Annotated in this window: 18 protein-coding genes; 7 read left to right on the forward strand and 11 right to left on the reverse strand. The window is 59.3% G+C overall.

Features of this window, described 5'->3' with window-relative positions:
- Positions 1-717 precede the first annotated feature (717 nt).
- Complete coding sequence (locus tag AB4Y87_RS03630; RefSeq protein WP_442003110.1) at positions 718-1,029, forward strand: HNH endonuclease; 312 nt, start codon at positions 718-720, stop codon at positions 1,027-1,029.
- Here AB4Y87_RS03630 and AB4Y87_RS03635 read toward each other — a convergent pair.
- Complete coding sequence (locus AB4Y87_RS03635) at positions 1,015-1,299, reverse strand: hypothetical protein (protein ID WP_442003111.1); 285 nt, start codon at positions 1,297-1,299, stop codon at positions 1,015-1,017. The two genes, AB4Y87_RS03630 and AB4Y87_RS03635, sit on opposite strands and share 15 nt — an antisense overlap.
- Before the next feature lie 170 nt (positions 1,300-1,469).
- Here AB4Y87_RS03635 and AB4Y87_RS03640 point away from each other — a divergent pair, with 170 nt between their 5' ends.
- From AB4Y87_RS03640 to AB4Y87_RS03665, 6 genes are all read left to right on the forward strand, one after another.
- A complete protein-coding gene (locus AB4Y87_RS03640) occupies positions 1,470-3,554 on the forward strand; it encodes a site-specific DNA-methyltransferase (RefSeq protein ID WP_442003112.1) in 2,085 nt (694 codons plus the stop codon).
- Positions 3,555-3,560: 6 nt separating this feature from the next.
- A complete protein-coding gene (locus AB4Y87_RS03645) occupies positions 3,561-6,365 on the forward strand; it encodes a DEAD/DEAH box helicase (RefSeq protein ID WP_442003113.1) in 2,805 nt (934 codons plus the stop codon).
- Between the two features lie 772 nt (positions 6,366-7,137).
- Positions 7,138-7,452 (forward strand): hypothetical protein, encoded by a 315-nt coding sequence (locus tag AB4Y87_RS03650; RefSeq protein ID WP_442003114.1) that lies wholly within the window; start codon positions 7,138-7,140, stop codon positions 7,450-7,452.
- Positions 7,449-7,607, forward strand: coding sequence for a hypothetical protein (locus tag AB4Y87_RS03655; protein ID WP_442003115.1), 159 nt, complete (start codon positions 7,449-7,451; stop codon positions 7,605-7,607). Before AB4Y87_RS03650 ends, AB4Y87_RS03655 begins: the two co-directional genes overlap by 4 nt.
- A 280-nt stretch (positions 7,608-7,887) precedes the next feature.
- Positions 7,888-8,235, forward strand: coding sequence for a hypothetical protein (locus AB4Y87_RS03660; protein ID WP_442003116.1), 348 nt, complete (start codon positions 7,888-7,890; stop codon positions 8,233-8,235).
- Positions 8,228-9,055 (forward strand): hypothetical protein, encoded by an 828-nt coding sequence (locus AB4Y87_RS03665; protein WP_442003117.1) that lies wholly within the window; start codon positions 8,228-8,230, stop codon positions 9,053-9,055. The genes AB4Y87_RS03660 and AB4Y87_RS03665 overlap by 8 nt, the downstream gene beginning before the upstream one ends.
- Positions 9,056-10,544: 1,489 nt before the next feature.
- On the opposite strand, the gene AB4Y87_RS03670 is transcribed toward AB4Y87_RS03665, so the two are convergent.
- The 10 genes from AB4Y87_RS03670 to AB4Y87_RS03715 all read right to left on the reverse strand — a co-directional run bounded on the left by AB4Y87_RS03670 (position 10,545) and on the right by AB4Y87_RS03715 (position 21,614).
- Positions 10,545-10,847: a hypothetical protein gene (locus tag AB4Y87_RS03670; RefSeq protein WP_441437372.1), complete on the reverse strand. Its 303-nt coding sequence runs from the start codon at positions 10,845-10,847 to the stop codon at positions 10,545-10,547.
- Between the two features lie 88 nt (positions 10,848-10,935).
- Positions 10,936-11,955 carry an acetylxylan esterase gene (locus tag AB4Y87_RS03675; RefSeq protein ID WP_442003118.1) on the reverse strand — a complete coding sequence of 340 codons (1,020 nt, stop codon included), beginning with the start codon at positions 11,953-11,955 and terminating at the stop codon, positions 10,936-10,938.
- Positions 11,942-13,213 (reverse strand): Gfo/Idh/MocA family protein, encoded by a 1,272-nt coding sequence (locus AB4Y87_RS03680; RefSeq protein ID WP_442003119.1) that lies wholly within the window; start codon positions 13,211-13,213, stop codon positions 11,942-11,944. The genes AB4Y87_RS03675 and AB4Y87_RS03680 overlap by 14 nt, the downstream gene beginning before the upstream one ends.
- Positions 13,210-14,004 carry a ThuA domain-containing protein gene (locus tag AB4Y87_RS03685; RefSeq protein ID WP_441437369.1) on the reverse strand — a complete coding sequence of 265 codons (795 nt, stop codon included), beginning with the start codon at positions 14,002-14,004 and terminating at the stop codon, positions 13,210-13,212. The genes AB4Y87_RS03680 and AB4Y87_RS03685 overlap by 4 nt, the downstream gene beginning before the upstream one ends.
- The gene (locus AB4Y87_RS03690) at positions 13,997-15,904 is read right to left on the reverse strand and encodes a beta-L-arabinofuranosidase domain-containing protein (RefSeq protein WP_441437368.1); all 1,908 of its coding nucleotides are present in this window, start codon (positions 15,902-15,904) and stop codon (positions 13,997-13,999) included. The genes AB4Y87_RS03685 and AB4Y87_RS03690 overlap by 8 nt, the downstream gene beginning before the upstream one ends.
- A gap of 75 nt (positions 15,905-15,979) precedes the next feature.
- On the reverse strand, positions 15,980-16,939 hold the full coding sequence (locus tag AB4Y87_RS03695; RefSeq protein ID WP_441437367.1) for a glycoside hydrolase family 43 protein: 960 nt from the start codon (positions 16,937-16,939) through the stop codon (positions 15,980-15,982).
- A gap of 2 nt (positions 16,940-16,941) precedes the next feature.
- Positions 16,942-17,853, reverse strand: a complete 912-nt coding sequence (locus AB4Y87_RS03700; RefSeq protein ID WP_442003120.1) for a carbohydrate ABC transporter permease — start codon at positions 17,851-17,853, stop codon at positions 16,942-16,944.
- A 1-nt stretch (position 17,854) separates the two neighbouring features.
- Positions 17,855-18,730: a carbohydrate ABC transporter permease gene (locus AB4Y87_RS03705; RefSeq protein ID WP_441437365.1), complete on the reverse strand. Its 876-nt coding sequence runs from the start codon at positions 18,728-18,730 to the stop codon at positions 17,855-17,857.
- Between the two features lie 69 nt (positions 18,731-18,799).
- A complete protein-coding gene (locus AB4Y87_RS03710; RefSeq protein ID WP_441437364.1) occupies positions 18,800-20,110 on the reverse strand; it encodes an ABC transporter substrate-binding protein in 1,311 nt (436 codons plus the stop codon).
- A 499-nt stretch (positions 20,111-20,609) separates the two neighbouring features.
- Positions 20,610-21,614, reverse strand: a complete 1,005-nt coding sequence (locus tag AB4Y87_RS03715) for a LacI family DNA-binding transcriptional regulator (protein WP_441437363.1) — start codon at positions 21,612-21,614, stop codon at positions 20,610-20,612.
- Between the last annotated feature and the right edge of the window lie 27 nt (positions 21,615-21,641).

The raw sequence follows: 21,641 nt of genomic DNA on the forward strand, positions 1-21,641 counted from the left end.
AGCGTCTGCCTCTAGCTAGAGTCCGTGCATTTCTCGGATCTGTCATCGCTGGTCGAAAAGTGAGCCGTTTCGTCACAATGGCTCACTTTTAGACCGTCGCCGACAGGATCAGTAGCGAGGCATCCAGACCTGTTTCAGCGCAAAGGATCCTTGAAGTAACCCAGGTGAGTTCAACGATCTAACCCCATATTTTCGCATCGAGTGTCCCGAATAGGAATATCGGCACTAACTCAAGGCGACGGCGCTATTGCTAATTGGTGAGTAGGGCAGTTTTAGAACTGCTCTTCCCCTTTTATTCATAAGGCGCCTTTGCTGTCTCTCACTAAAACTCACCGTCAAACTTCGCATATCTGAGATGTAGAATCAGCAGTAAAGAATGGCGTGCTTGTGAGGTGGGGAATGGCATATAGAGCACACGTGGCGTGCAGGGGCTGTGGGATCACTTTCGAGACCCATCAAAAGAGCCGGCTGTTCTGCTGTAACGACTGCCGTCTTGCACACGACTTCGCGAAAGCTGGAAGTTGCGTTTATTGCAAGGCGCAGGTCCCCTGGCAATACGGGATCGGCCTGTATCGGAATGAGCCTGGAACGCCCTTCGGTGACTTTCCCGGGCAGCATTTGGCCTGTCGAGCGCTCTTTCTTGATGAGATCGGCCGTAAGGACGACTGCCGCTGTGCTGAATGCAAGAAGCAGAAGGGCATCGTCAAGCCGCTGTATATGACGGGTCAACGGCGAGCAACGACGCACGGCCGCTACCGCGCGGAAGTCCTGGAGCGAGATCACTACATCTGTCAGATCTGCGGCTTGCCGACTGATCCCGGAGCCAGCCCATCCTCGGAGCTGTACCCAACTCTGGATCACATCATCCGGGTGGTCGACGGCGGCGAGGATGAGCTCTATAACCTGAGGACTGCCCACAAGTGGTGCAATACAGCCCTCAACGGGAGTCCGCTGGGGGAGGGGTATGTGCGCGAGCGAGCCCTTATGCGACTCGGCCCCACTGAGTCTGAAGGGCTAGAGCCGGCTTGAGCCTTTCCACTCGTCAGGTTTCACTCGCTTGATGTTGGAGGAGTGCGCCCAGTCGATGTGATACTTGCCGGAGACGTCGAGCCACTCGACTAGGCCATAGATGGCGGTCCAGCCGGTCGCCTTGCCGCAGGTCTCGCCGACTCGGACCAGTGGCTTGCCGTACTTGGGGAAGGTCTGAAACTTGCTCGTATCGTCGAACGGGCGCCGCTCCTCAGCAAGAGCCCGAGCCATCATGCGCTCTAAGTCCTCCGCGTCGCCTCGCTTGATCACGGCCTTAACTATAGAACACATGTTCGAATCAGATGCTGCGGGCAGATGCGGGAAGTGCGCGAGATCTCGTGTCCTTTCGCCAATACCGGCCCCGCGCGGACTGGGAGGTAAAGTCAGGTACGCCGCGCGCGCCAGGGGGTATTGCCGGCTTGATGATTCAAGGAGTATGGGTGGCACACCTCGACACGCTGATCGCGATGATCCCGGACGAGAAGCTCAAGAGTGAGATTCAGCACCAGGTCAATCGCCTTACCGCTAAGACGAGCTTCGGTTTGGTTTTCGAGGAGCATCGACCTGAGTCAGTGCAGCTACCTGGCTTCGAGGTTACTCGCGGCGGCAAAGTCGTGTTCAAGGACGGTTCAACGCCTGGCATTTGGACCGTCCTCAGACTCGTCAACGGTGTAGCTTCTATAGTTCGGGTTGGCGATGCGGCTCAGCGTGCGGAAGCATCCGTCGAGGAACTGATCGTCATTCGCGAGTTCGGTGATCCAATCTACCCCGGCCTTAAGAGCTTAGGGAAAGTCGTCCGCGGTGGTGACAAGCCGTTCCATTCAATCATCAACGCTGAAAATTATCACGCGACCGAAATGCTTTTGTACCCTTATGAAGGGAAAATTGACGCCATCTACCTTGATCCTCCCTATAACACGGGTGCCAAGGACTGGAAATACAACAATGATTACGTCGATGCGGACGACACATACCGTCACTCCAAATGGCTCGCCTTCATGGAGCGGCGTCTGAAGCTAGCCAAGCGGCTGCTAAATCCTGTCAACTCGGTTCTTATCATCACCATCGATGAGAAGGAGTTTCTTCGCTTGGGTCTCCTCTTAGAACAGACGTTCTCAGAATGTGAAATCCAAATGGTTTCGAGCGTGATCAACCCGAGCGGATCTTCGCGTCAGGGGGGCTTTTCACGGACCGACGAATATATCTACTTTGTCTTTGTTGGAGGCGCTCAGGTTGTTCCTAGCAATGACGACATGCTTAGGCCGGTTGTCGAGTCCTCTGACGTGCGATGGGACAGCCTTGTTCGGTCAGGCTCAGCGAGCAACCGTACTGATCGACCGAACATGTTTTACCCAGTCTTCTTTCGAGAGGTCGATGGCACTTTTCATTCGATTGGGAAGCCGCTGGCACTCAGCCAATCCCGCACTGAGGTAGAGCCTCCGGTGGGCACCTTTTCCGTTTTTCCCGTAGTTGGATCGACTGAAAAACGCTGGAGGGTTTCGCACGTAACACTTCAGAATCTGATTCAGGAAGGGCTCGCCAGGTTTGGGCCCTGGTCGCCGGGAGGTACGCGGCGCTCCATCTCGTACCTCCCTTCGGGAGCAGCGGACAAGGTAAGGAATGGCGAGATTGAAGTCATCGGCAAGGACGCAGAAGGTGCATTGATCCTTGGGAGGACTTCGGTCATCCGAAGGCCGGTGTCGACCTGGAACAAGCCGTCCCATGGGGCTGCCGATCATGGATCAACCATGCTCAATAACCTCATTCCCGGGCGCGACTTCCCCTACCCCAAGTCTCTATACGCGGTGGAAGATGCCCTGCGATTCTTCGTAAAGGACAAGCCGCACGCTATCGTGCTTGACTTCTTCTCCGGCTCGGGGACTACGGCACACGCAGTCATGCGGCTCAACCGGCAGGACGGTGGTCGGCGTAGGTCAATACTCGTCACGAACAATGAAGTGTCAGCGGGAGAACAAAAAGTGCTTGGTGCATCCGGTCTCGAGCCTGGTGACGAGGACTGGGAATCACACGGCATCTTCGAGCACATCACCCGACCGCGAATCACTGCCGCCTTGACGGGCATGACACCGGAAATGGAGCCAGTCAAAGGCACCTACCGATTCAACGACGAGTTTCCAATGAGTGAAGGTTTCGAGGAGAATGTCGAGTTCTTCAAGCTGACCTACGAGGATAACCACCTGGTTCGACTCGGTAAAAAGTTCGAAGCCATTGCACCTATCATGTGGATGCGCGCCGGCGCCCAGGGCGAACGAATCGACGGTCTCCCTGATGATGGGTGGGCCTTGCCGGAGGACGGCTACTACGGCCTACTCACTGATATCGACCAGTGGGAGCCCTTCGTTGATGCAGTCAACGCTCGTAACGACATCCGGTCCGTCTTCATCGTCACGGATTCGCAGGCGGAGTTTGAAGCCATCAACGCGCAGATCAACCAGGGGATCGATTCGGTTCGGCTTTATTCGGACTACCTGCAGTCCTTCGAGATCAACACGAGGCAGGGCTAACACTTTATGAAATTCAAACTCCGTGGCTACCAGGCGGTTGCTAAGAAGAACGTGCTGGAGGACATTACCGAGGCGCTCGAGCGCTACGTCGAAACCGATGGCGAGCGGCTAACCGCCGTGCAGCTGACCGCTCCTACCGGCTCAGGTAAGACAGTTATCGCTGCCGCCGTTATCGAGACTGCGCTCTTCGGCGCTGAGGACGTGGTCGCTAACCCGGACTGGACGTTCCTCTGGGTGTCCGATGATCCCTCGCTAAATGAGCAAACGGCCCGTAAGTTCCTGACGGCTTCGGACAAGATTTCCCACGGAACTATCGAGATCATTGAGCCGAGCTTCGATCAAAAGGTCCTCGACGGTGGCAAGGTCTACTTCCTCAACGTCCAGAAGCTGAACGCAAGCGCCAGGTTGTCCAAAGAAGGGCAAGGCGATCTGCGGGAGTACTCGTTCTGGCAGACGCTGACCAACACGATCGAGACTAAGCCCGACAAGTTCGTCATTATGATCGATGAGGCGCACGTCGGCATGAAGGCCGAACGTACGCGAGACACCATCGTCTCGCGGATCATCGGCGGCGCAAAGACGGGCCGGCCTGCTGCTCCCGTCATCGTCGGTATCACCGCGACGCCGAAGCGTTTTGAGAAGGCCATGGATGCGATCCAGCGCCGGGTCCGTCCCACCCGCATTGGTGTGGAGGAGGTCCAGGCATCGGGCCTGCTCAAGGACGGCATCGTCCTGGCACGCCCTGAGCACCTCGTCGCCAACTTCAATGAGTCCGCCCTGCTTCGTCACTCGGTGGCGACCGTCCGTCAGTATGAGGCGGAATGGGGCGCATACTCGGCGACCAACAACGAGCCGCAGGTGCTACCCGCAATGGTCATCCAGGTTGGCAACGTGCCGGCGGCCGACGAACTGTCCGGCATCATCGAGGTCGTGCTCGACGCTTGGCCCGGACTCAAGCTGCACAACATCTGCCATACCTTTGGTGAGCACGGGGTACTGAACGTTGGCAGCTATGCCATCCCCTACTCCAATCCTGAAGACATCCAGGACGATCTCGACATCCGTGTAGTGCTCTGCAAGCAGGCAATCACCACGGGTTGGGACTGCCCCCGCGCGGAGGTACTCCTCTCATACCGCAAGGTCGAGGACCAGGACGCCATTACGCAGATCATCGGCCGTATGATCCGGACTCCTCTCGCACGCCGCGTCGACCAGAACGAAGTGCTGAACTACGTGCACTGCTTCCTGCCTCGCTTCAACAAAGCAGGAGTCAAGCAGATCAAGGATCGACTCAAGCTGGGCGATGACTCCTTCCGCGAGGATTGGGTGCATCCCGTCATTGCTGAGGAGCCGGATGTCGTCCCGGAACTCATACCGGAGGTCCCCACCACAGAGGCAACGCTGGCAAATAGCACCATCGCTAAGCGGGCTACGACGGTAAACACCGGCTTGCATGCAGAGCGTATGCGTCAGGAGAAGATCGAGCGTGACCTCAACGCTGCATTCTTCGAGACCGAAGGCGAAGGTGACGCTGAGCCGGATAGGACGCAAACACCTGTTGTCGAGCCTGCAGAAGAGCCGATCGTTCTTGGTGACCAGGAGGACGAGGGCACTCCGGGTGCGACGGGCGTTACCGTTTTCACGAACGAGACTGTTCGATTGGTACAGAATCCGAAGCTCGATAGTTCCATCTTCGAGCTCCTGTTGAGCTTGCCGTCGTACGTCATCCCTGGTCTTCAGTACCGGACCCAGGTCGACCGCCTCAAGAACTTCGCCACGTTACTCACCGGTGGTGGCAAAAATGCGATCCTGCAGGGTGCCAAGAAGCTTGCTGACGACCGTCTCATCAACGTGCTCCGGGAAGCCCGCGTCCAGCTCGACGCCGCAGATAAGTTCAAGGAGCAGGCCGACAAGCTGGCTCACTTCTTCATCGAGAACGAAGTAACGACCCTCTTTGATGGCAACGCAGTTCTGGAAATCGATCAGCTCGAAGAGGTCGAAATCGACAGTAAGGGCGTAGAGCAACTGTTCGCCCAGTCGGAACGCCGTATCGGTCGCACGATGGCCAATGCCTACTTCAACGACCGTTACCAAGAAGACGGCGACACTTTCACCATGATGATGTCCGTCGCCGTTGTGGCTCACCAGACAGGCGTGAAAGAGAAGCTTGATCAGGTTGCCAACGCGACGATCGTCGAGTGGTTCAAGGAGCACCAGACACAGATCAACAAAGCGCCGGCTGCCCTGAAGGCTCAGTTCGATGAGGTGCGCTCAGAAGCGACTGAACCGGAGCAATCGGTCATTTCCTTGCCTGAGAACAAGCCCTTCCCTGTGGCAGAAGTGGTCTGGCCCAGGCATATCTTGTCTTCGCCGACTGGTGACTACCCCGTGAAGTTGAATGACTGGGAGATCCACGTTCTGAACACCGAGTTGGAGGATGAGAGCTGCCTGGCCTGGCACCGCAACCCGACCGGTGGTATCGGATCGCTGAAGGTGCCGTACTACATGAACCGCCGGCATCACGGCATGGCTCCAGACTTCGTGTTCTTCCACCAAACTGATGATGGCATCGTGCCGTCGATTCTGGACCCGCATGCGCAGAATCAGAGCGACTCGGTGCCGAAGCTGAAGGGGCTTGTGGCTTACGCCAAGGAGCACGGCGACGACTATCAACGCATTGAATCGATCATCAAGGTCAAGGATGTCTACTACTCGCTGAACCTGAAGGACAAGACAGTACAAGACGCAGTCGAGGCCTACCGTGACGCCCGGCCGGAGCCGCTATACACGGAGTACGCTGGAAAGTACTAGATCGGGTTCCCAAGATCGCTAAGCCTAACGGCTGTTGGCCCCTCCTATCGATGGCCGCTAGTCTCAGTTTCTAATCCAGGGCCAGTGAATTATTGGCCGCCCCAGGTGCCGCCGCTACCCCTGCCCGAGTCAGCCTTTGGAACGACTACTGTCTCATCGGTGTCCGGGACAACCTCGTTCAGCTGACACTGATCCTGTATGTCGCCGGTGTATTTTTCAGCGATTTGCGGGTATGCCTTGTGGAATTCGGTCGCCTTTTGTCACCACCATCATGTGGAACGCGTCGTCGAAGTAGAGGTCGTAGGGCCTTGTGGTGTCGTAGATGGCGAAGTCGCGCGGTGTAAGGGCTGCTTCCCGACCATCCTGGGCAACTACGGGCGTGGATACCCGGCGTCTTGAGGCGGGTGACGGATTCAGAGTGGGACATTGAAGAGTGCGAGAGGTGCCCGGAAGCGCTACGGCCGATCCAATGGGGGAAGGGTCCCCGGAATCATCCCGCGGTTTCCTGATAGCCGCATCGTGCAGCAGAGCATGCAGACGCCACGCGGTGAAGTCCGGGCGTGGTTCACGGACAGTGCCTATGACCGCCTATCCGATGCCGGCCGTGTCCACGGCCGGGGAGAGTACCCCGACATTTGAGCCGCCCTCTTTGGCGGCTAATCCAGTCCGAACGACCGCGGGACCCACAATGGCGCTAAGTCGTTTGGAGCCGTATGCGCTCGAACTGGCTGATAGCCTGTGACCATTCAGGACTAACACTGGGAGAATTTGCATGCCGAAATCGGGAAAATGCCAAGATTGGTGCGATTTGCAGGACGATTATGCGGCGGGCTACTGCCGCACAGCACCAGCGCTTTTCGAAGACGAAACCGAGGTAACCCCGGCCTTCTTCGCGAACGGCGGCCCCAAGACAATCGCACGACTCGTTTTCGAGGTAACCCAAGACGATGATGACGAACGCCCCGTTCTAAATATCAACTGCTGGGAGACAAGCGGCGATGAGCCCGTAGCCGTGCTCAACGCCGACCCTGAAGAATTGAAGAAGATCCATGCGAGGTTGGGCGCACTCTTGGAGCGGTTCGCATGAGATCTACAATCGAGAAAATCGGTGTGACAGGCTGGGCCTTACGGTGCTCGCTCCACGGTCTTGTTGCCAATGAAAACGACCGCAGCCTCATCGAGGACATGCAGCGTCGGCACGATGAACATTGCACGGGCGAAAAGAAGCCCGACCAAGAATGAGGGAGTCCGCACCAGCCTAGTGGCTGGCGGGCTTCAGCGGGGGAGCTTGCAGTCCAAGTACCGAATCGTACACGTCGCAAGCGAACTTAGCTCCTGATGGTGCATCTCCAGTAACGCGTGCACTGTTGTTGGGTGGGATCTCCCGACGGCGCGGCGCCGCTGCTCGAAGGAGAGGCGTGGTAGATTCTGCGATCGGCATTGGCGGGACGCCCGCCGTGGCTTGACAGACGGATTCGATAACTTTCAGGCGCAATGACGTCAATGAGGATGGGGCAGGAACATGGATCGAAACGAGAAGAAAAGGCTTCGTGACGCCATAGGCGAGCATTTGGATATATCCAAAACTCGTCTCACGAACGAGGAAGCGAATGTCTTGAGCGACTTCATCGACAACTACGACTCGACCTACAAGGGGAAGACCGACACCAGAAGCAGAACTTACGACGGGTGGAGTTCGGACGGCAAATACACTCGCCGGGAGAGTCGCACCGAAACCTTCACTGACGACATCGGAATCCGCGAAGAATACGTGTACCACGATGACGACGGTCAGACTGGCCATCACACCAAGGAGATCAAAGATGCCCGAGGCATCCTCAACAAGTTGAAGGGTTGGCGAAATGTCTGACGGACCCGCCCCCCACGACATGACCGAGACTCATGAGGCACCCGAGGCCGCGACAACCCTTACGACTCCAGGCGGAGTCGAACCTTTAGACGATGAGCAGCTCAAAGCTAGGCTCGACGCTCTGCCCCCTGGAGTACGCATCGAAAATGCCATTGCCCAGTTGGGCCACGCCGCGTATTCCGTTTCGTTTGCCAAGGTAGCGGCGCCCCGCCTCAGACACGCCAGCGACCGAGTTGGACACAACCCGGTCGGTGCCGGCCTAGATCATCTGGTTGTTAGTGTGCTTCAAAAGGCGGTTGTAGACACGGCATCGCTGTTCGATCAGACCGGCGCCGGTTCTAATTCGCTGTACAGAGCCTTGGATGTGGTTCGCAGGCAACTCAAAGACAGTCCTCCGTCTCCAGAGCGCGATGCCGCTGTCGACCTCGTGAACGAAATTCAACACGTCGGTATCCAGAACAAGACTCCGGAGCTCAAGTACGTTCGTCACATGCGGAACAAGTGGGCAGCGCATTCGTCGATGGACATATCGGTTGACCCTTGGGAACCCGGCAAATCAGTGGACTTCGGCATGCTGGAGTTGGCGATACGGCAGATGCAGCACCACTTCATTGAGTTGGTCATCCTGATCCAACAGGTTCCTGCCCTCGAGAGCATGGAACAAGAGGGTCGCCGAATCGACGAAAAAACCGTGCGAATGGGGATCGATTGGGATGGCTTCGGCCGACAGGCGTTGGCCATTATGGGGGATCACGCTGAGAACTCCGCCCGTCTGTTGCTGGATCGCATAGAACCCGAGCTAATGCGATCGGAACCGTAGTCGTAAGTGGTCTATTTGCTGCTTCCGCACAGGGAGCGCGGGGCGCAGAATTGGGCAGTTCAGTTCCTGTTCTCGAGGTCGGAATGGCTACCTGTCGGCCGTTTGCGCGCCCGGTCCATAGCAGCACTCAGTAGCCGGTCGATTTGGTAATTGCTTACAACAGGCTCGCCGGCCCCATCTACGGCATCGACCCGCTCTGCATCATCAGGAGTATCCCGGGGAAGCAGGCGGATCAGACCGTCGACGCTCGACCCTAGACACCTCGCAGAGCTCCAGCCGAACATCGTCGTGCGTCAATCAACCCGCCACTATCAGTCTGACGCTGCCGTCGAAAACGACCCGCCCGCACTTCCCACTACAACCGACCAGGCACAAGATGAGCGGCCCCCGTAACAAACCCAGGAGCCCGTCATCCATGCCTCTTGACACCGGAACCTACATATCAGTCGGTCACAGTAGGACGCCACCTCAATGTCTCTGTAGTCAGGTTTGCAATGTCATGTTGCTCTTGGGCTGATTACCTATGAAGTTGGGAAAGGAGGAAATCCAATGAAGGTTACTTGCTCAGTTCCGGTCCGCACTTGCGGCAGCCAAGATGAACCCGGCGCTAAGACCGATGCGCAATACGTTTGCTTCGCCGTGGACGGCGACCCGATGACCGCCGACAGGGGCAAAAGGAGGTGTGGACAATGTCCACACCTCCGGCCTCGGACTGGCTCGTACAGCCGCCGGACTGACCCGGATTCCGTATGTTTCCGCCACTTCCCAGCAATAACAAGGCCGCGAATCCCGTTCGAGTCCCACCTCGGGCACGGCATACCCCCTCGTCAGAGGGGGTTTTTGCTTTAACGCGTGTACATTCTGGTTGGTCAGGTCCCTCTGACACTGGCCGCAGGGTGTGCCTGGCGCCGCGGGCCGCCTGTTTGGTTGTGGGGGAGCGGGTTCAGGGTCGTGGCTGCTTGGCCCTCCGCTGGCTCTGAACTGGGGCTATATGTTCCTTTCTTGGTTCGTCCGGTAGGTCGTGGTTGGCCTACACCACTTCATGGGTAGGGGTACTGAGCGCGACATGACTTCGAGAGCCTGCGTCAAAGTTCTTCAGTTCTGGCTCATTGCCGGAGCGGAGAGCCTTAGCTGGGGACGGCTTTGTCAGGCCAAAGGGGGTGTGTACATTGTCCACACTTAAATCCGCTTTTTCGTAGCTGTTCGCAGCCATTTGCCTAGTCCTCCTTCGGCCCACATTCTGCTCATCGCATGCGCGTGCAATGACGACATGACGCCGGTCTTGAATTTCATTGCGTGCGCGGTTCCGTCGCTGAGCCGACCGAGGGCATTCAGGCCGGATTTATCCGTTTAGTCGATGCGGCACTACGAATGCAAGGGGGGCGGCGCGGGCTGTTAGTCGTTGGCAGGGGCTGTGGAGGTTTGCCGGATCACGCGCTTGACGGCCGAGCGTGCGGAAGCGGCCAGTCTGCCGATAAGTGCCCTGTCGTCAAGCTAAGGAAGAGGGGACCGTCAGGGGCGTTGATTTCTCAGACTCGCCTTGGAACTCGGCCGACAGGGAAACCCCGAGGACGAATGCGGCACCATCGAAGACGTTCGTTTCGACGACCGCGCCCAGGTTCGAGTCGGTGATAATGCGGACAAGCAGGATCACGAACACGACGGCGCTGAGGACCGCTACGATGTGGGAGAACTTATGGATGCAGCGGTAGCCGATGATCGCCAAGGTTGCCGACATGAGGGCAACGTCGAAGTACCCACGGGACACAGAGACCGGGAGCATTGACAGCACGCGGCGAGGTTCTTGATGAGGATTGCCGTCGAAAATGCACAAACCCACTAGTAGCAGGTTTGTCTTTTCGGCCGATTTGAACCGGGAGTTAGACTAAGAGCTGGCGGAGAAACAGAACCTGCTTTATCCAGTGGTGTTCCTGCCCTCCTTCATGGTTGTTGAACCTGTACACCTCCATCTCCTTCGTTGGGCCGGGACGGGACGCGTCAGAAGTGCCCGAGCCGTACGCGTTGAAGCTGGCGAAGACAGTAGAGGGCGGGCAGATGTCGTCACTTTGCGCTGCCGAGTAGAGCGCAGGCGCCGTAGCCCATCGTCCGAGGTTGACGCCGTCGAAATAGCGCAGGACGTCAAGTACTTGCTCATACCGGTCCCGATGACGGGCAAGGAAGGCGGCGATTTCCGGGTACGGGCCACGCGGGGCGATGTCGATAGCGCGCGGAAAATCCTGCAGGAACGGGACGTCGGGCAAAGCTGCCACGACGCCGTCGAGCCGACCGGCCACCAGCCCGGAGACAGCTACCACAATGCCGCCGCCCTGACTTCCGCCGGCGAGGACGACTCGTGCCGCATCCACCTCAGGGTGGGATTGTGCTGCCTCCACTGCCCGGAAGGCATCCGTGTACACCCGCCGGTAGTAGTAGTCTTCGCGGCTGCCGACGCCCCGGGTCATGAAGCCGGCATAACCCACGCCGCCAGCCGACGGATGGGGATCAGCAGTCTCACCCACAGCAAAACCGTAACCCTGGCCACGGGTGTCCATGATGAAATGCGCGTACCCCGCCTGCGCCCACCCTGTTTCCTGGTTCGCCAGTCCCCGCCCACCGGAGTAGCCGACGTAGTGGACCACCACAGGCAGCCTGGAACCTGAGTCCCTGGTGGCAGGGAGGTGCAGCCATCCCTTGATGGGTTCCCCACCGTACCCTGCGAAGGTCACGTCAAAGGTGTCGATCACAGAAAGGTAGTTCTCGACGGGCTCAAACCGGGCGTTCAGGGGGTAGGCTCTGGCATCCCCGATCGTGGCATCCCAGAATTCGCGAAGGTCTTCCGGCATCGTCACATCGGAGGTATAGCTGCGGAGCTGGGCCAACGGGAGGTCAAAAAGTGGCATCGCGTCCGATTCTGTTGTTTTCTGGAGGGGCTGGCTGGATCTGGCTTGGCATTTCCGTACCAGGAGCAGGTCCGAGGGCGGCTGCGGCGGAGAAGGCACCATCGATGGACCAGGAGTGGAGGACGGCGGCCACGTCCTGCCGCTTCTCGTCCCGGACAGCCTCTTCATAGGAACGTTCCAGTAGTGCGTCGATCTGCACCCGCCAGCCGGTGGCTGCGCTTTCGATGGCTGCTTCCACCATGGCCAGGCTGAGGATGTTCGCGTGAACCTGACCCATGGGCGGAGTTCCTGTTCGGAGCGCTGAAACGAACTCGTGCAAGGATCCGTGGACGTCCGGGCCCGGCTCCTCCACCACTCTCGGGCCCGGGTGAACGGGGGCATGCACCTGAACAGTATCCTCTACAGCAATGTCAGCAGCGGCGTCTGCGGGGGAGGATGGGGTCACGGTCGGGGGATTATCACCGTCCCACACGACAGTCCCGTTTTCGCCGCCGAGCCGCCAGGCTGCGTTCCAGGAGGTTTCCTGCCCGGGGCTGCACCAGCTTCCGTTGAACACGAACCGCTCGCCGCCGGACATTTCGAAGGACGCTACGGCTGCCGCGTCCCCTCGATACCAGCTCCAAGCAGGGTTGTATTCCTCGCAGAATACGGAGACGGGGTCCGCGTCCAGGAGGAAGCGCGCCATGTCGAACTGGTGGATGGCCATGTCCAGCAGTAGCGGGTGCTCCATCTGGTCGCGGTATCCGCCGAAATGCGGTGCCTTGAAGAAATCGGCGGACAGCGTGCCCAGCCGGCCGAGCCCGCCGGCGAGAGCCTTGCCGGCGAACAGGTCGCGGTTGTAGCGGCGGGACTGGCTGACCATGAACAACTGGCCGGTGAGCTCGGCGGCAGCGACCAGGCTCAGGCCCTGAGCCACGGTGGACGCAACCGGCTTTTCGCCCAGCACGGGAAGCCCGGCGAAGAGCGCCTCGGCGGATACGGGGTGGTGGGCGGCCGGAACGGTGACGTTGATGACCGCCTGGGCGCCGACGTCGGACGCCAGTTGCGCTGTTCCCCTCCCCACTGGAAGGTCAGGTTTGCCGATCGAGGCGGCGCTGGCACGCGCGGCGTCCAGGTTAAGGTCAACGATGCCGCTGAGCTCCACGAGCGGCGAGGCCTCCACCGCCCCCAGCCAGGTGTGGCCCATGGCTCCGGCGCCGACCAGCAGCACTTTTAGCGGACCCCGATCGTCCTCAATTGTCGCGAACGGGCGGCTCATGCCGTGGTTTCCTCGTAGATCGCGGTGGCGCCCTTGTAGTCGGCGCCCTTGTAGAACTCATCGGTGTCATATTGCAGCAGTTCCGGAAGTTCCCGGCGCGACCGGTCGGTGAATGCCCACTGGACGGCGTTGGAGATGACCCGGCGGATGTCCTTGTGGTGATACACCGGGAAGTCCTGATCGCCGGGGCTGAAGTAGAAGATCTTGCCGTGGCCGCGTCGGAAAGTGCAGCCGGAGCGGAAGACTTCGCCGCCGCTGAACGAACTGATGAAGACCAGTTCCTCCGGCCCAGGGATGTCGAAGAATTCGCCGTACATTTCCTGCTCATCAATGATGATGGGGTGCGGAACGCCCTTGGCGATGGGGTGGGTGGGGTCCACGGTCCACACCAGCTCGCGGTCCTGCTCGCTCCGCCAGCGCAGGGTGCACGTGGTGCCCATGAGCTTGGTGAAGATCTTGGACCAGTGGCCTGAGTGGAGCACGATCAGCCCCATTCCCGAGAGCACGTGGCGGTGCACCCGCTCCACGATCTCGTCATCGACATCGGCGTGGGACATGTGCCCCCACCAGGTCAGGACGTCCGTGGTGGCCAGGACCTCTTCGGTAAGGCCGTGCTCCGGCTCGTCCAGGGTGGCGGTGCGGACGACGACGGCGGCACCCAGGTTCTCCTCGATACCCTCCTTCACTGCGCCGTGAATGCCGCGGGGGTAGAGTTTTGCCACCTGCTCGTGTTCCTGCTCATGCCGGTTTTCGTTCCAAACTGTGACCCGGATCGGGGTGCTTTTACTCATTGAAGCTCCTTGTACTTCTGTCATCGCCGGACTCCACGGGAAAGTAGACGGTGTAGTCGCCTTCAGTTAGGTCGGAAAGGGGTACGAATTGTATGTCAGGGGTGCGGATGGTGCGGTACGTGCCTGCATTCCACCAGTGATGCGTCCTGGTCTCATCCGGCGCGAGAATAGTGGTGGCGTCCCCGCCATGTGCGCGTTCGACTGGCACGCGCCGTGAGGTCAATCCAGCGAGAACATAGGGTCCGTCTTCGAAGGACAGTACGCCAGGGTTCTCGGGAGCCGGGATGGCGCGAACCCGGGTCGGGAATTCGACGCGTAGGAGATCTCCCGCCGACCAGTCGCGATCGACGAGAACCCACCCTTCTTCCTCGACGTAAGCAAGCTCATTCCCGTTGCAATACACGCGAAGTGGGGCACGGACCCAATCTGGTATTCGTAGTCGCAAGGTGAATCGCGTCGTTTGGTCTGGACGCACCTTGATATCGAAGACCATTCGGTCGGGGCGTTCGGTCGGCAGATCCGGCTCCAGACGTTGGATAGCGTTTAGACCGTCCAGGGTTTCAGTTTGTCCGAACACCACACCGTCGAGAGGATCCTGCTGAATCCGAATGGCGACGCTTGTGTCGGCGACATCGTCCCAACGTGTGTCCGAGGGTATGTATTGGCTGATGCGGAGACCATCCTCGTCCCGCTGCACGGCAGCCGTCGCGTGGTGAGAGTGCGCTTGCAGGAGGGTGCCGTGGCAGCACCAGAAGTCGTTGGTGCGCGAACCCCATTGTTTCTCACTGCCAGGCGCGAGGGGAAGAAAGTAGGTCACCATGCCTGTCCTCTGATTTTGCTGCGCAAAAATTCCGTTTACGAGGTTCCGTTCCCAGTAGTCCGCATAGCTCTTTTCGCCCGTCCAGCTATACAAGGTTTGCGCCAAACGCATCATGTTGTAAACAGTGCAATGCTCCTGCACGCGGTGCAAACGCGAAAGTACAATTTTCGAAGGTTGCCAGACCTCTCCCGATGTAGACCCACCCGTACAGTAAGTGCCACGGGAAGTAACGGCCTGAAACCAAAACGCTTCGACGATGTCACGCCAGCGCCGGTCTCCCGTAACCTCCCACGCTCGGGCAGCGCCCAGTATTTCAGGGATTTGCGTATTGGCGTGCCTGTTGGTCAACACGTCCTCACCGCTGAGCAGACGATCGAAGAAGCGTGGGCGGTCGTAGCGGCTCATCAACACTGAGTATTTATTCTCGCCCGTTTCGCCGTAGAGATTCGCCCAAATCTCCAGCATCCCCCCGGTCTCCACATCCAGAACATCGTCAAGCTGCCCGCGGCTCAAATGATCCGTCCACTGCACGAACCAATCAGCGAAGTTCGTGAGCAGCTTCAGCGCTGCGGCGCTGCCTCCGATCGCGTACATGTCCCACAGCCCCATGAGGATCTTGTGAACCGTATATTGGGGTGCCCACACCTCCTGACCCTGCACAACCCGGTCCATATATCCGCGCGGAATCCCAGCCACCCACTGACCGCCATTCGCCTCCTGGCATCTGACCAGCTCTTTGACAATGTGGTTGGCTCGCGCTCGTACTTCCTCGTCGTGTGTTGACAGGTAGGCTGCGGCCGACAACCAGTGACCGAGGATATGTCCGCGAAGGTCACTCGTGGGCGATTCCCATCCCCAGTGCCAGTTTTCGGGGCCGTCGGCTGCAGTTTCTCCGACAGTTGTCCCTACAGAGCCGGAGTATCGCCACAACCCCGCCTCCATGCGATAGGGGCGAAGTAAGTTCTCAGCGGTGAGACTCATCAAATATTCGCGATTCACCTGTGCTCTGGACAGCGCGGGACCCTCAAGTAGTTCAGCATCACGAGGTCCTACGAAGCCAACGGAAATTCTCTGATTCACAAGATCTCCCGATCAGTTCAAAAAAGGACACTAAGGAAAGGTCGCCCGGCTAAGCCACTGAGGCGATTGTTTTGTTTAGTTGGAATAGTCGTCATTTGGAGCTGGGACCCGGTAGATCCCGTTGGTTTCGGCCACGCATCGGATCGTAAGCCTCTCAAAGGTCAGTTCATTGGGCTGGTGAAACACCAGAAAGCGGCTATTTCGTGTTGTGAGCAGCATTGCGTGTCCGCCATCAGATCCAACGAGGGGTTGCGATTCGTGCACCCAAGGTCCGGTGATGAGTCCGGTGGAGCTGCGGGCCACTCCGACTGAATAGCCTCCTTCGCCGCCGCTGGACCAGAGGAGTGCAAGCCCCGCGTCATCGTGGATCACGAAGGGACCATCAGTGATGAACGCGATGTCGTCGTAACCCGTTTCCTCATTGCGAAAGGGTCGTGTCCAGGGCGCCTCGGAGGCCGTGAACAGGAGAATCGGATCCCCTCTCGAGGTTCGCAAGTCGTCACTGAGACGCTGCGCATAAATTGCGCCATCCCCTGCCTGAAGCCATTCATGACAGAAGACCAGCCATGGCGCACCGGAGCGATCCTGGTACAGGGTGCCATCAAGACACATCCATCCACTCGGTGTGACAGGTCCGTCACTCCATGGTTGGAACAGCCCATCTGGGGCTGCTGCTGCCAGCACCTGGGTGCCGCGGCGGCCCGCGCGGTCGGCGAAGGTCGCAAACATCCACCATGTGCCGTTGTAGTAATGCACTTCTGGCGCCCAAAATTGGGTCTCGCCCCAGAATCCAGGACCCGGACGAAAGGCAGGGAAGGGTCCACTCCACTGCTCGAGGTCATCGCTCTCGTAACGGTCGAACCCGGCCCCCGGCCCGTGCCAGGGGCTCGGATCCGTCGTCCCGAAGAGCAGGTAGCGGTCCTCGTACTCCACGATGTACGGGTCTCGGATGCGCAATTCGGACCGTTCGATCGTGGCGTGGCGTGGGTTCGTTGTTTGGAGAGCGGTTGCCTGTTGTAAGTTGTTGTTCGCCATTGTCAGGACTTCACGGCACCCATCGTGAGTCCGCTTACGATTTGCCGTTGCAAGAAGGCAAACACGATGAGTAGGGGCGCGACGCCGAGCAACGCGGCGGGGAAGAGCAAACTCGGGTCCAGGGTGTAGCTGCCAACAAGGGAGTAGGCATTCACCATCACCGTTTTCAACGATGGATCCTGCACGAAGACCAGCGGAATGAGCAGGTCATTCCAGACACTGAGAGTCAGGAACGTGGCAAGGGTCGCAGTGACGGGTCGGAGGAGAGGGAACAGCACAACGAAGAACGTGCGCACCGGTCCCGATCCATCGATCGCGGCCGCTTCCTCCAGCTCGATCGGAATCTGTCGGAAGAACGACGTGTAGAAGAAGATCGCGACCGGAAGGTTGATGGCGGTGTAGGCGAGAATGATTCCCGCGTAGCTGTTCAGAAGGCCAACGTCTCGAAGCAAGAGGTATAGCGGTGCGATTAGTACAAAGATCGGGACCGTCGAGCCCGCAAGGAAGAGGCGGTACACCCACGTCGTCCACGAACGGGTGATACGTGCAAGCGGGTACGCGGCAAGCGCTCCGACGATGATGGTCAAGATCAACGCGCCCGCCAAGACAATGGTCGAACTGAGCACCCCCTGGGTGTAGTTCATCTTCGAATAGGCGTTCGTGATGTTATCGATCGTCAGGCTCGTCGGCCAGCCCAGCGGACCGTTGATCACGTCGGAAGGCGGGCGCAAGGATGTCACGACTGTGTAGGCGAACGGGACGAAGATCAGGATGACGGACATGGCCAGGATCACGTCGCCGACCAGCGATAGGGGCCCGCGCCGACGTCGTGCCCCGGCTCGACGTTCCGCTCGACGTTCCCCTCGGAATGCTGTCGGGGGTGTTGGAGCTGCGGTGATCGTTGTGTTCTCCATGTTAGATTCGCTCCTCGCGACGTCGAAGAAGGGATTGGGTGGCTCCGGCAAACAGCACGACGACAACCAGAAGCAGGACGGCAATGGTCGTGCCATAGGCGAAACTTCCCTGTCCTCCGAAGATCTTTTGGAAGATCAGCATGGTCAGGGTCGTGGTTGAACCGGCTGGCCCACCGTTCGTCATCACGAAGGGGAGTTCGAAAACTTTGAGCGACCCCAGAAGGGAAAGGGTGACGCTTACGGTCGTGGCCGGGGCGAGAAGCGGCCACTCGACCGAGACAAATCTGCGCCAGCCTGTCGCTCCATCCACGCTCGATGCGTCGAGGAGTTCGGCCGGGAGGTTCATGTACCCGGCTAAAAAGATGGCAGCTGAATAGCCCGAAAACATCCAAATGTTGACCAGCGCGATCGCCCAGAGTGCCGTTGACGGATCGCCGAGCCACACATGTGTGAGCGTGTTCAAACCCAGCGATTTAAGGAGGGAGTTGACAGCTCCGTCTGGTGCCAGAAGCGAGTTCCAGACGAACGCGGCCATCACGGCTGACATGAGAGTGGGAACGAGAATGATTGTGCTGCCCAGCTGGCGGACGCGCGGGCGCATGAACAGAGCCCTGGCCAGGACCAGACCGATCGCATTCTGTGCGATGACCACCACGACCGCATACGCCACCGTGACGCCCAGTGCTCGTATGACGTCGCCGTCCTTTGCCATGGCGGCGTAATTCGCCGCTCCGACGAAGTCGCCGGCATTGCCAATCTTGCTGTCCGTGACGCTCAACACGAGCCCCTGCACCAGCGGGTACACAATAATGGCGAAGTACAACGCCAGGGCGGGGGCCATGAAAGCGACGGCTACGAGCGGTCTGCGGTGGATCATCGAAATTCCTTCAATTGAACTGAACGGCAGGGGCCGAGCTGGATGCCACACGGCCCCTGCCGCCGTTGCCTACTTCTTGGGCTTGAGCTTCTCGTCGAGGTTCTTGACCGTCTGATCGATGCTCTGCTGACCAAGCCAGAGGGCCTGGATCTGCTCCTGCAATGTCTTCTCGCCCGCGGCATCCGCCCACGTGTTGGAAGGAAGGATGCGGTACCTTCCCTCGTTCACCGCCGCAACGAAGGCCTTTGTCGCGGCTCCGGACGGGTTCTCGCCGTTGGTGAACGGCGACACTGCATTCTCGGCCTCCAGATAAGGAGAGGCGTTCTTGCTCTCAGACCAGAACTCGACATACTTCTCTGCCGCCGACTTGACCTTCGACTTGGCATTGACGCTGAACATCGTCCCGACAAACAGGTTCGCGTTCGAATCGGCCTTGCTGGTCGCCGGCCACGGGATCAACGAGTCATCCAGCCCGGCCTTCGTGAACGCTGACTGGTTCCACGCGCCCTGCACATAGAATGCGCTCTTGCCCGCCTGGAAGTCAGAGATCCCAGTGCTCCACTCATCAACGCCAAGCTCGCTCTTGAAATCAACAAACCCCTTCGACTGCAGATCCATCAGTTGCTGCAGCGACGACTTCCACGTAGAGAAAGACGCCTTTCCTTGCACGAAGTCCGCGTCGAACGTCGGGTTGTCTTTGTACACGAGCGTGGCAGCAATGGCGTTGATCGCCGCGTCTCCCGTCCACCCGCCCTTGTTGGGCAAAGAAATTGGAGTGATGCCGGCGTCCTTCGCCTTCTGAAGGGCCGCCTCGAACTCGGGCCACGTCGCGGGCGTCGACGTGATTCCTGCCTTCTGCAGCAGGGCGTTGTTGGCGAACAGCGAAATGCCAATAACCTCCATCGGCATCGCATAGGTCTTACCCTCGTTCTCAACGAACGGCTTGATCTCCTTGCGCACCCCGCCCACCCAGGGCTGCGACGACAGATCCTCGAGGTATCCCGAGGATCCCCAGTCCTGAACCTTGGCCGAGTCGGTCATGATGACGTCGGCGGTGTTTCCGGCGAGAAGTTCGGACTGCACACGCTGGGGATATGCAGCTGACGGGATGAATTCGTACTTGAGCGAAATATCAGGATTCGCCTTCTCGAAGGCGGCGTTGATTTCTTTCACGTTCGCCGGCTCGGCGTCGCCGCCTTTCCAGCCATACACCTTCAGGACAGTCTTGTCGCCGGTTCCGCTTGCGCCAGTCGACGAGCAACCCGTCATCAGGAGCGCGGACAGGGCGAGAACAGCTCCCACGACCAGGCGTCCGCGACGGCCTCTAGTGCTGTCTGAAGGAGCAACATCCCTGCGAACAGGTCGGGTGCTGTGATTCATGGTGTCCTCTCCATTGAGAATTTGTAACGCTCCAAATGGGCGCATCTACAGAATGATCTCGCACCATGGATTTGTCAAGTCAGCGCTTTCGACTTCTCAGAGATGCCCGGGAGCGGTGTTCGAGGAATCCTCTGTGAATGTCCCGTAGCGGCGGGCGCCGTCTGGCGCGCGCCGCTACGGCACGCTCCACCGGGGAGCTTTCAAAAAGCGAACGCAGTGACGTCACGAAGGCGATATCGACCCGCTACGCCCGCTTCAATCTGGCAGCGAGAAGCAGGTTCCGGAGGAGTTTGTGTGCGAGGACCGGCTGCATCGGGACCATGGACGGAAGGCCGTGCGGATAGCACCGGAGGCTGAGGGCCGTGCACCCGCGGGCGCCGCAGCGTCCGCCCTTCGGGGAGCCGGTGATGGAGGCTCTGCGGTTCTGCTGGGCAGGGCAGGGGGCAGTCGCTGCGCAGGTGCCGGCGACAACTGATGTGGTTTCCCCGGGGTCAGCGGGCTAAGCGGTTGATTCGCGCGCGACGAGGTGGAACGGAACGCTGAGTTGTTCGGGGACCGAGTCCGGGTCGGTGAGTTGCTTGGCTAGCAGCCGGATCGCCTCACGCGCCATCCACTCTTTGTCGATGAACATCGTGGAAAGCGTCGGTGAAGCAAACCGGCCGTCTTCGATGTCGTCGATTCCGATCACCGCGACGTCCTCCGGGACCTTCAGGCCGCGTCGCCGAAGCGCCGACATCGCGCCCAGTGCGAGCAGGTCGTTCGCGCAGAAAACCCCGTCAAACTCGACGCCGGCGTCGACGAGCTCTTCGATTGAGCGGGCTCCGTCGTCGCGAGTCCAATCCCGAACGGCCGTGACGGGCCCGGCTTCGCGCAGACCGGCCTCCTCCAGCGCCAGGTGAAAACCGGCTTCACGCTCCGACACCACGAATGGGTCACCGAACGTCTTGTCCCCGATCATCACCAGTCGCGACCGGCCCTGATCCAACAGGTGCTTGGTGGCAGTGTGTGAAATCGCCACCGAGTCAATGCCGACGCGATCAACGGACGACAACTTCGATCGCTCACCCAACAGCACGAGCGGTGCCCGGCCACGCCTCAGTTCGATCTCTTCGTCCTCGATCACCGATGGGCTGAAGATGAGACCATCCGCGGAGCCCAGATTCCACGAGTCCGCAGCTTCTCGTTCACGCTCCAGGAGATTATCGGTCTGCTGAACGATCAGGCGCATCCCGGCATCGTCGGCTGCGGCAACCGCGGCCCGCGCCAACTCGGCGAAGTAGGGCTGCGCAAAATTGGGGATCGCAAGACTCACGAGACCCGTCCGCCCTGAGACGAGATTCTGGCCAATGGCCTGGGGGCGGTAGCCGAGTTTTTCGATGGCCGCGTTGACGCGCTGGCGCATCGATTCCCTAACATTCGGATGGTTTCGGATCACGTTCGAAACGCTGCTCTTCGAGACGTGCGCCTCGGCGGCGACGTCTTCCAGTGTTACTTGCCGGCCCATTCCCGTCCTTCGATAATTAACTCGCCG

It is taken from the genome of Paenarthrobacter sp. RAF54_2 (assembly GCF_052113945.1).
Taxonomy (GTDB): Bacteria; Actinomycetota; Actinomycetes; order Actinomycetales; family Micrococcaceae; genus Arthrobacter.

What these genes read in the sequence shown, in the direction of transcription:
- AB4Y87_RS03630 (WP_442003110.1), top strand. Translation starts at nt 718, where the DNA reads ATGACGGGTCAACGGCGAGCAACGACGCACGGCCGCTACCGCGCGGAA.
- AB4Y87_RS03645 (WP_442003113.1), top strand. Translation starts at nt 3,561, where the DNA reads ATGAAATTCAAACTCCGTGGCTACCAGGCGGTTGCTAAGAAGAACGTG.
- AB4Y87_RS03650 (WP_442003114.1), top strand. Translation starts at nt 7,138, where the DNA reads ATGCCGAAATCGGGAAAATGCCAAGATTGGTGCGATTTGCAGGACGAT.
- AB4Y87_RS03655 (WP_442003115.1), top strand. Translation starts at nt 7,449, where the DNA reads ATGAGATCTACAATCGAGAAAATCGGTGTGACAGGCTGGGCCTTACGG.
- AB4Y87_RS03660 (WP_442003116.1), top strand. Translation starts at nt 7,888, where the DNA reads ATGGATCGAAACGAGAAGAAAAGGCTTCGTGACGCCATAGGCGAGCAT.
- AB4Y87_RS03665 (WP_442003117.1), top strand. Translation starts at nt 8,228, where the DNA reads ATGTCTGACGGACCCGCCCCCCACGACATGACCGAGACTCATGAGGCA.
- AB4Y87_RS03675 (WP_442003118.1), bottom strand. Translation starts at nt 11,955, where the DNA reads ATGCCACTTTTTGACCTCCCGTTGGCCCAGCTCCGCAGCTATACCTCC.
- AB4Y87_RS03680 (WP_442003119.1), bottom strand. Translation starts at nt 13,213, where the DNA reads ATGAGCCGCCCGTTCGCGACAATTGAGGACGATCGGGGTCCGCTAAAA.
- AB4Y87_RS03685 (WP_441437369.1), bottom strand. Translation starts at nt 14,004, where the DNA reads ATGAGTAAAAGCACCCCGATCCGGGTCACAGTTTGGAACGAAAACCGG.
- AB4Y87_RS03695 (WP_441437367.1), bottom strand. Translation starts at nt 16,939, where the DNA reads ATGGCGAACAACAACTTACAACAGGCAACCGCTCTCCAAACAACGAAC.
- AB4Y87_RS03700 (WP_442003120.1), bottom strand. Translation starts at nt 17,853, where the DNA reads ATGGAGAACACAACGATCACCGCAGCTCCAACACCCCCGACAGCATTC.
- AB4Y87_RS03705 (WP_441437365.1), bottom strand. Translation starts at nt 18,730, where the DNA reads ATGATCCACCGCAGACCGCTCGTAGCCGTCGCTTTCATGGCCCCCGCC.
- AB4Y87_RS03710 (WP_441437364.1), bottom strand. Translation starts at nt 20,110, where the DNA reads ATGAATCACAGCACCCGACCTGTTCGCAGGGATGTTGCTCCTTCAGAC.
- AB4Y87_RS03715 (WP_441437363.1), bottom strand. Translation starts at nt 21,614, where the DNA reads ATGGGCCGGCAAGTAACACTGGAAGACGTCGCCGCCGAGGCGCACGTC.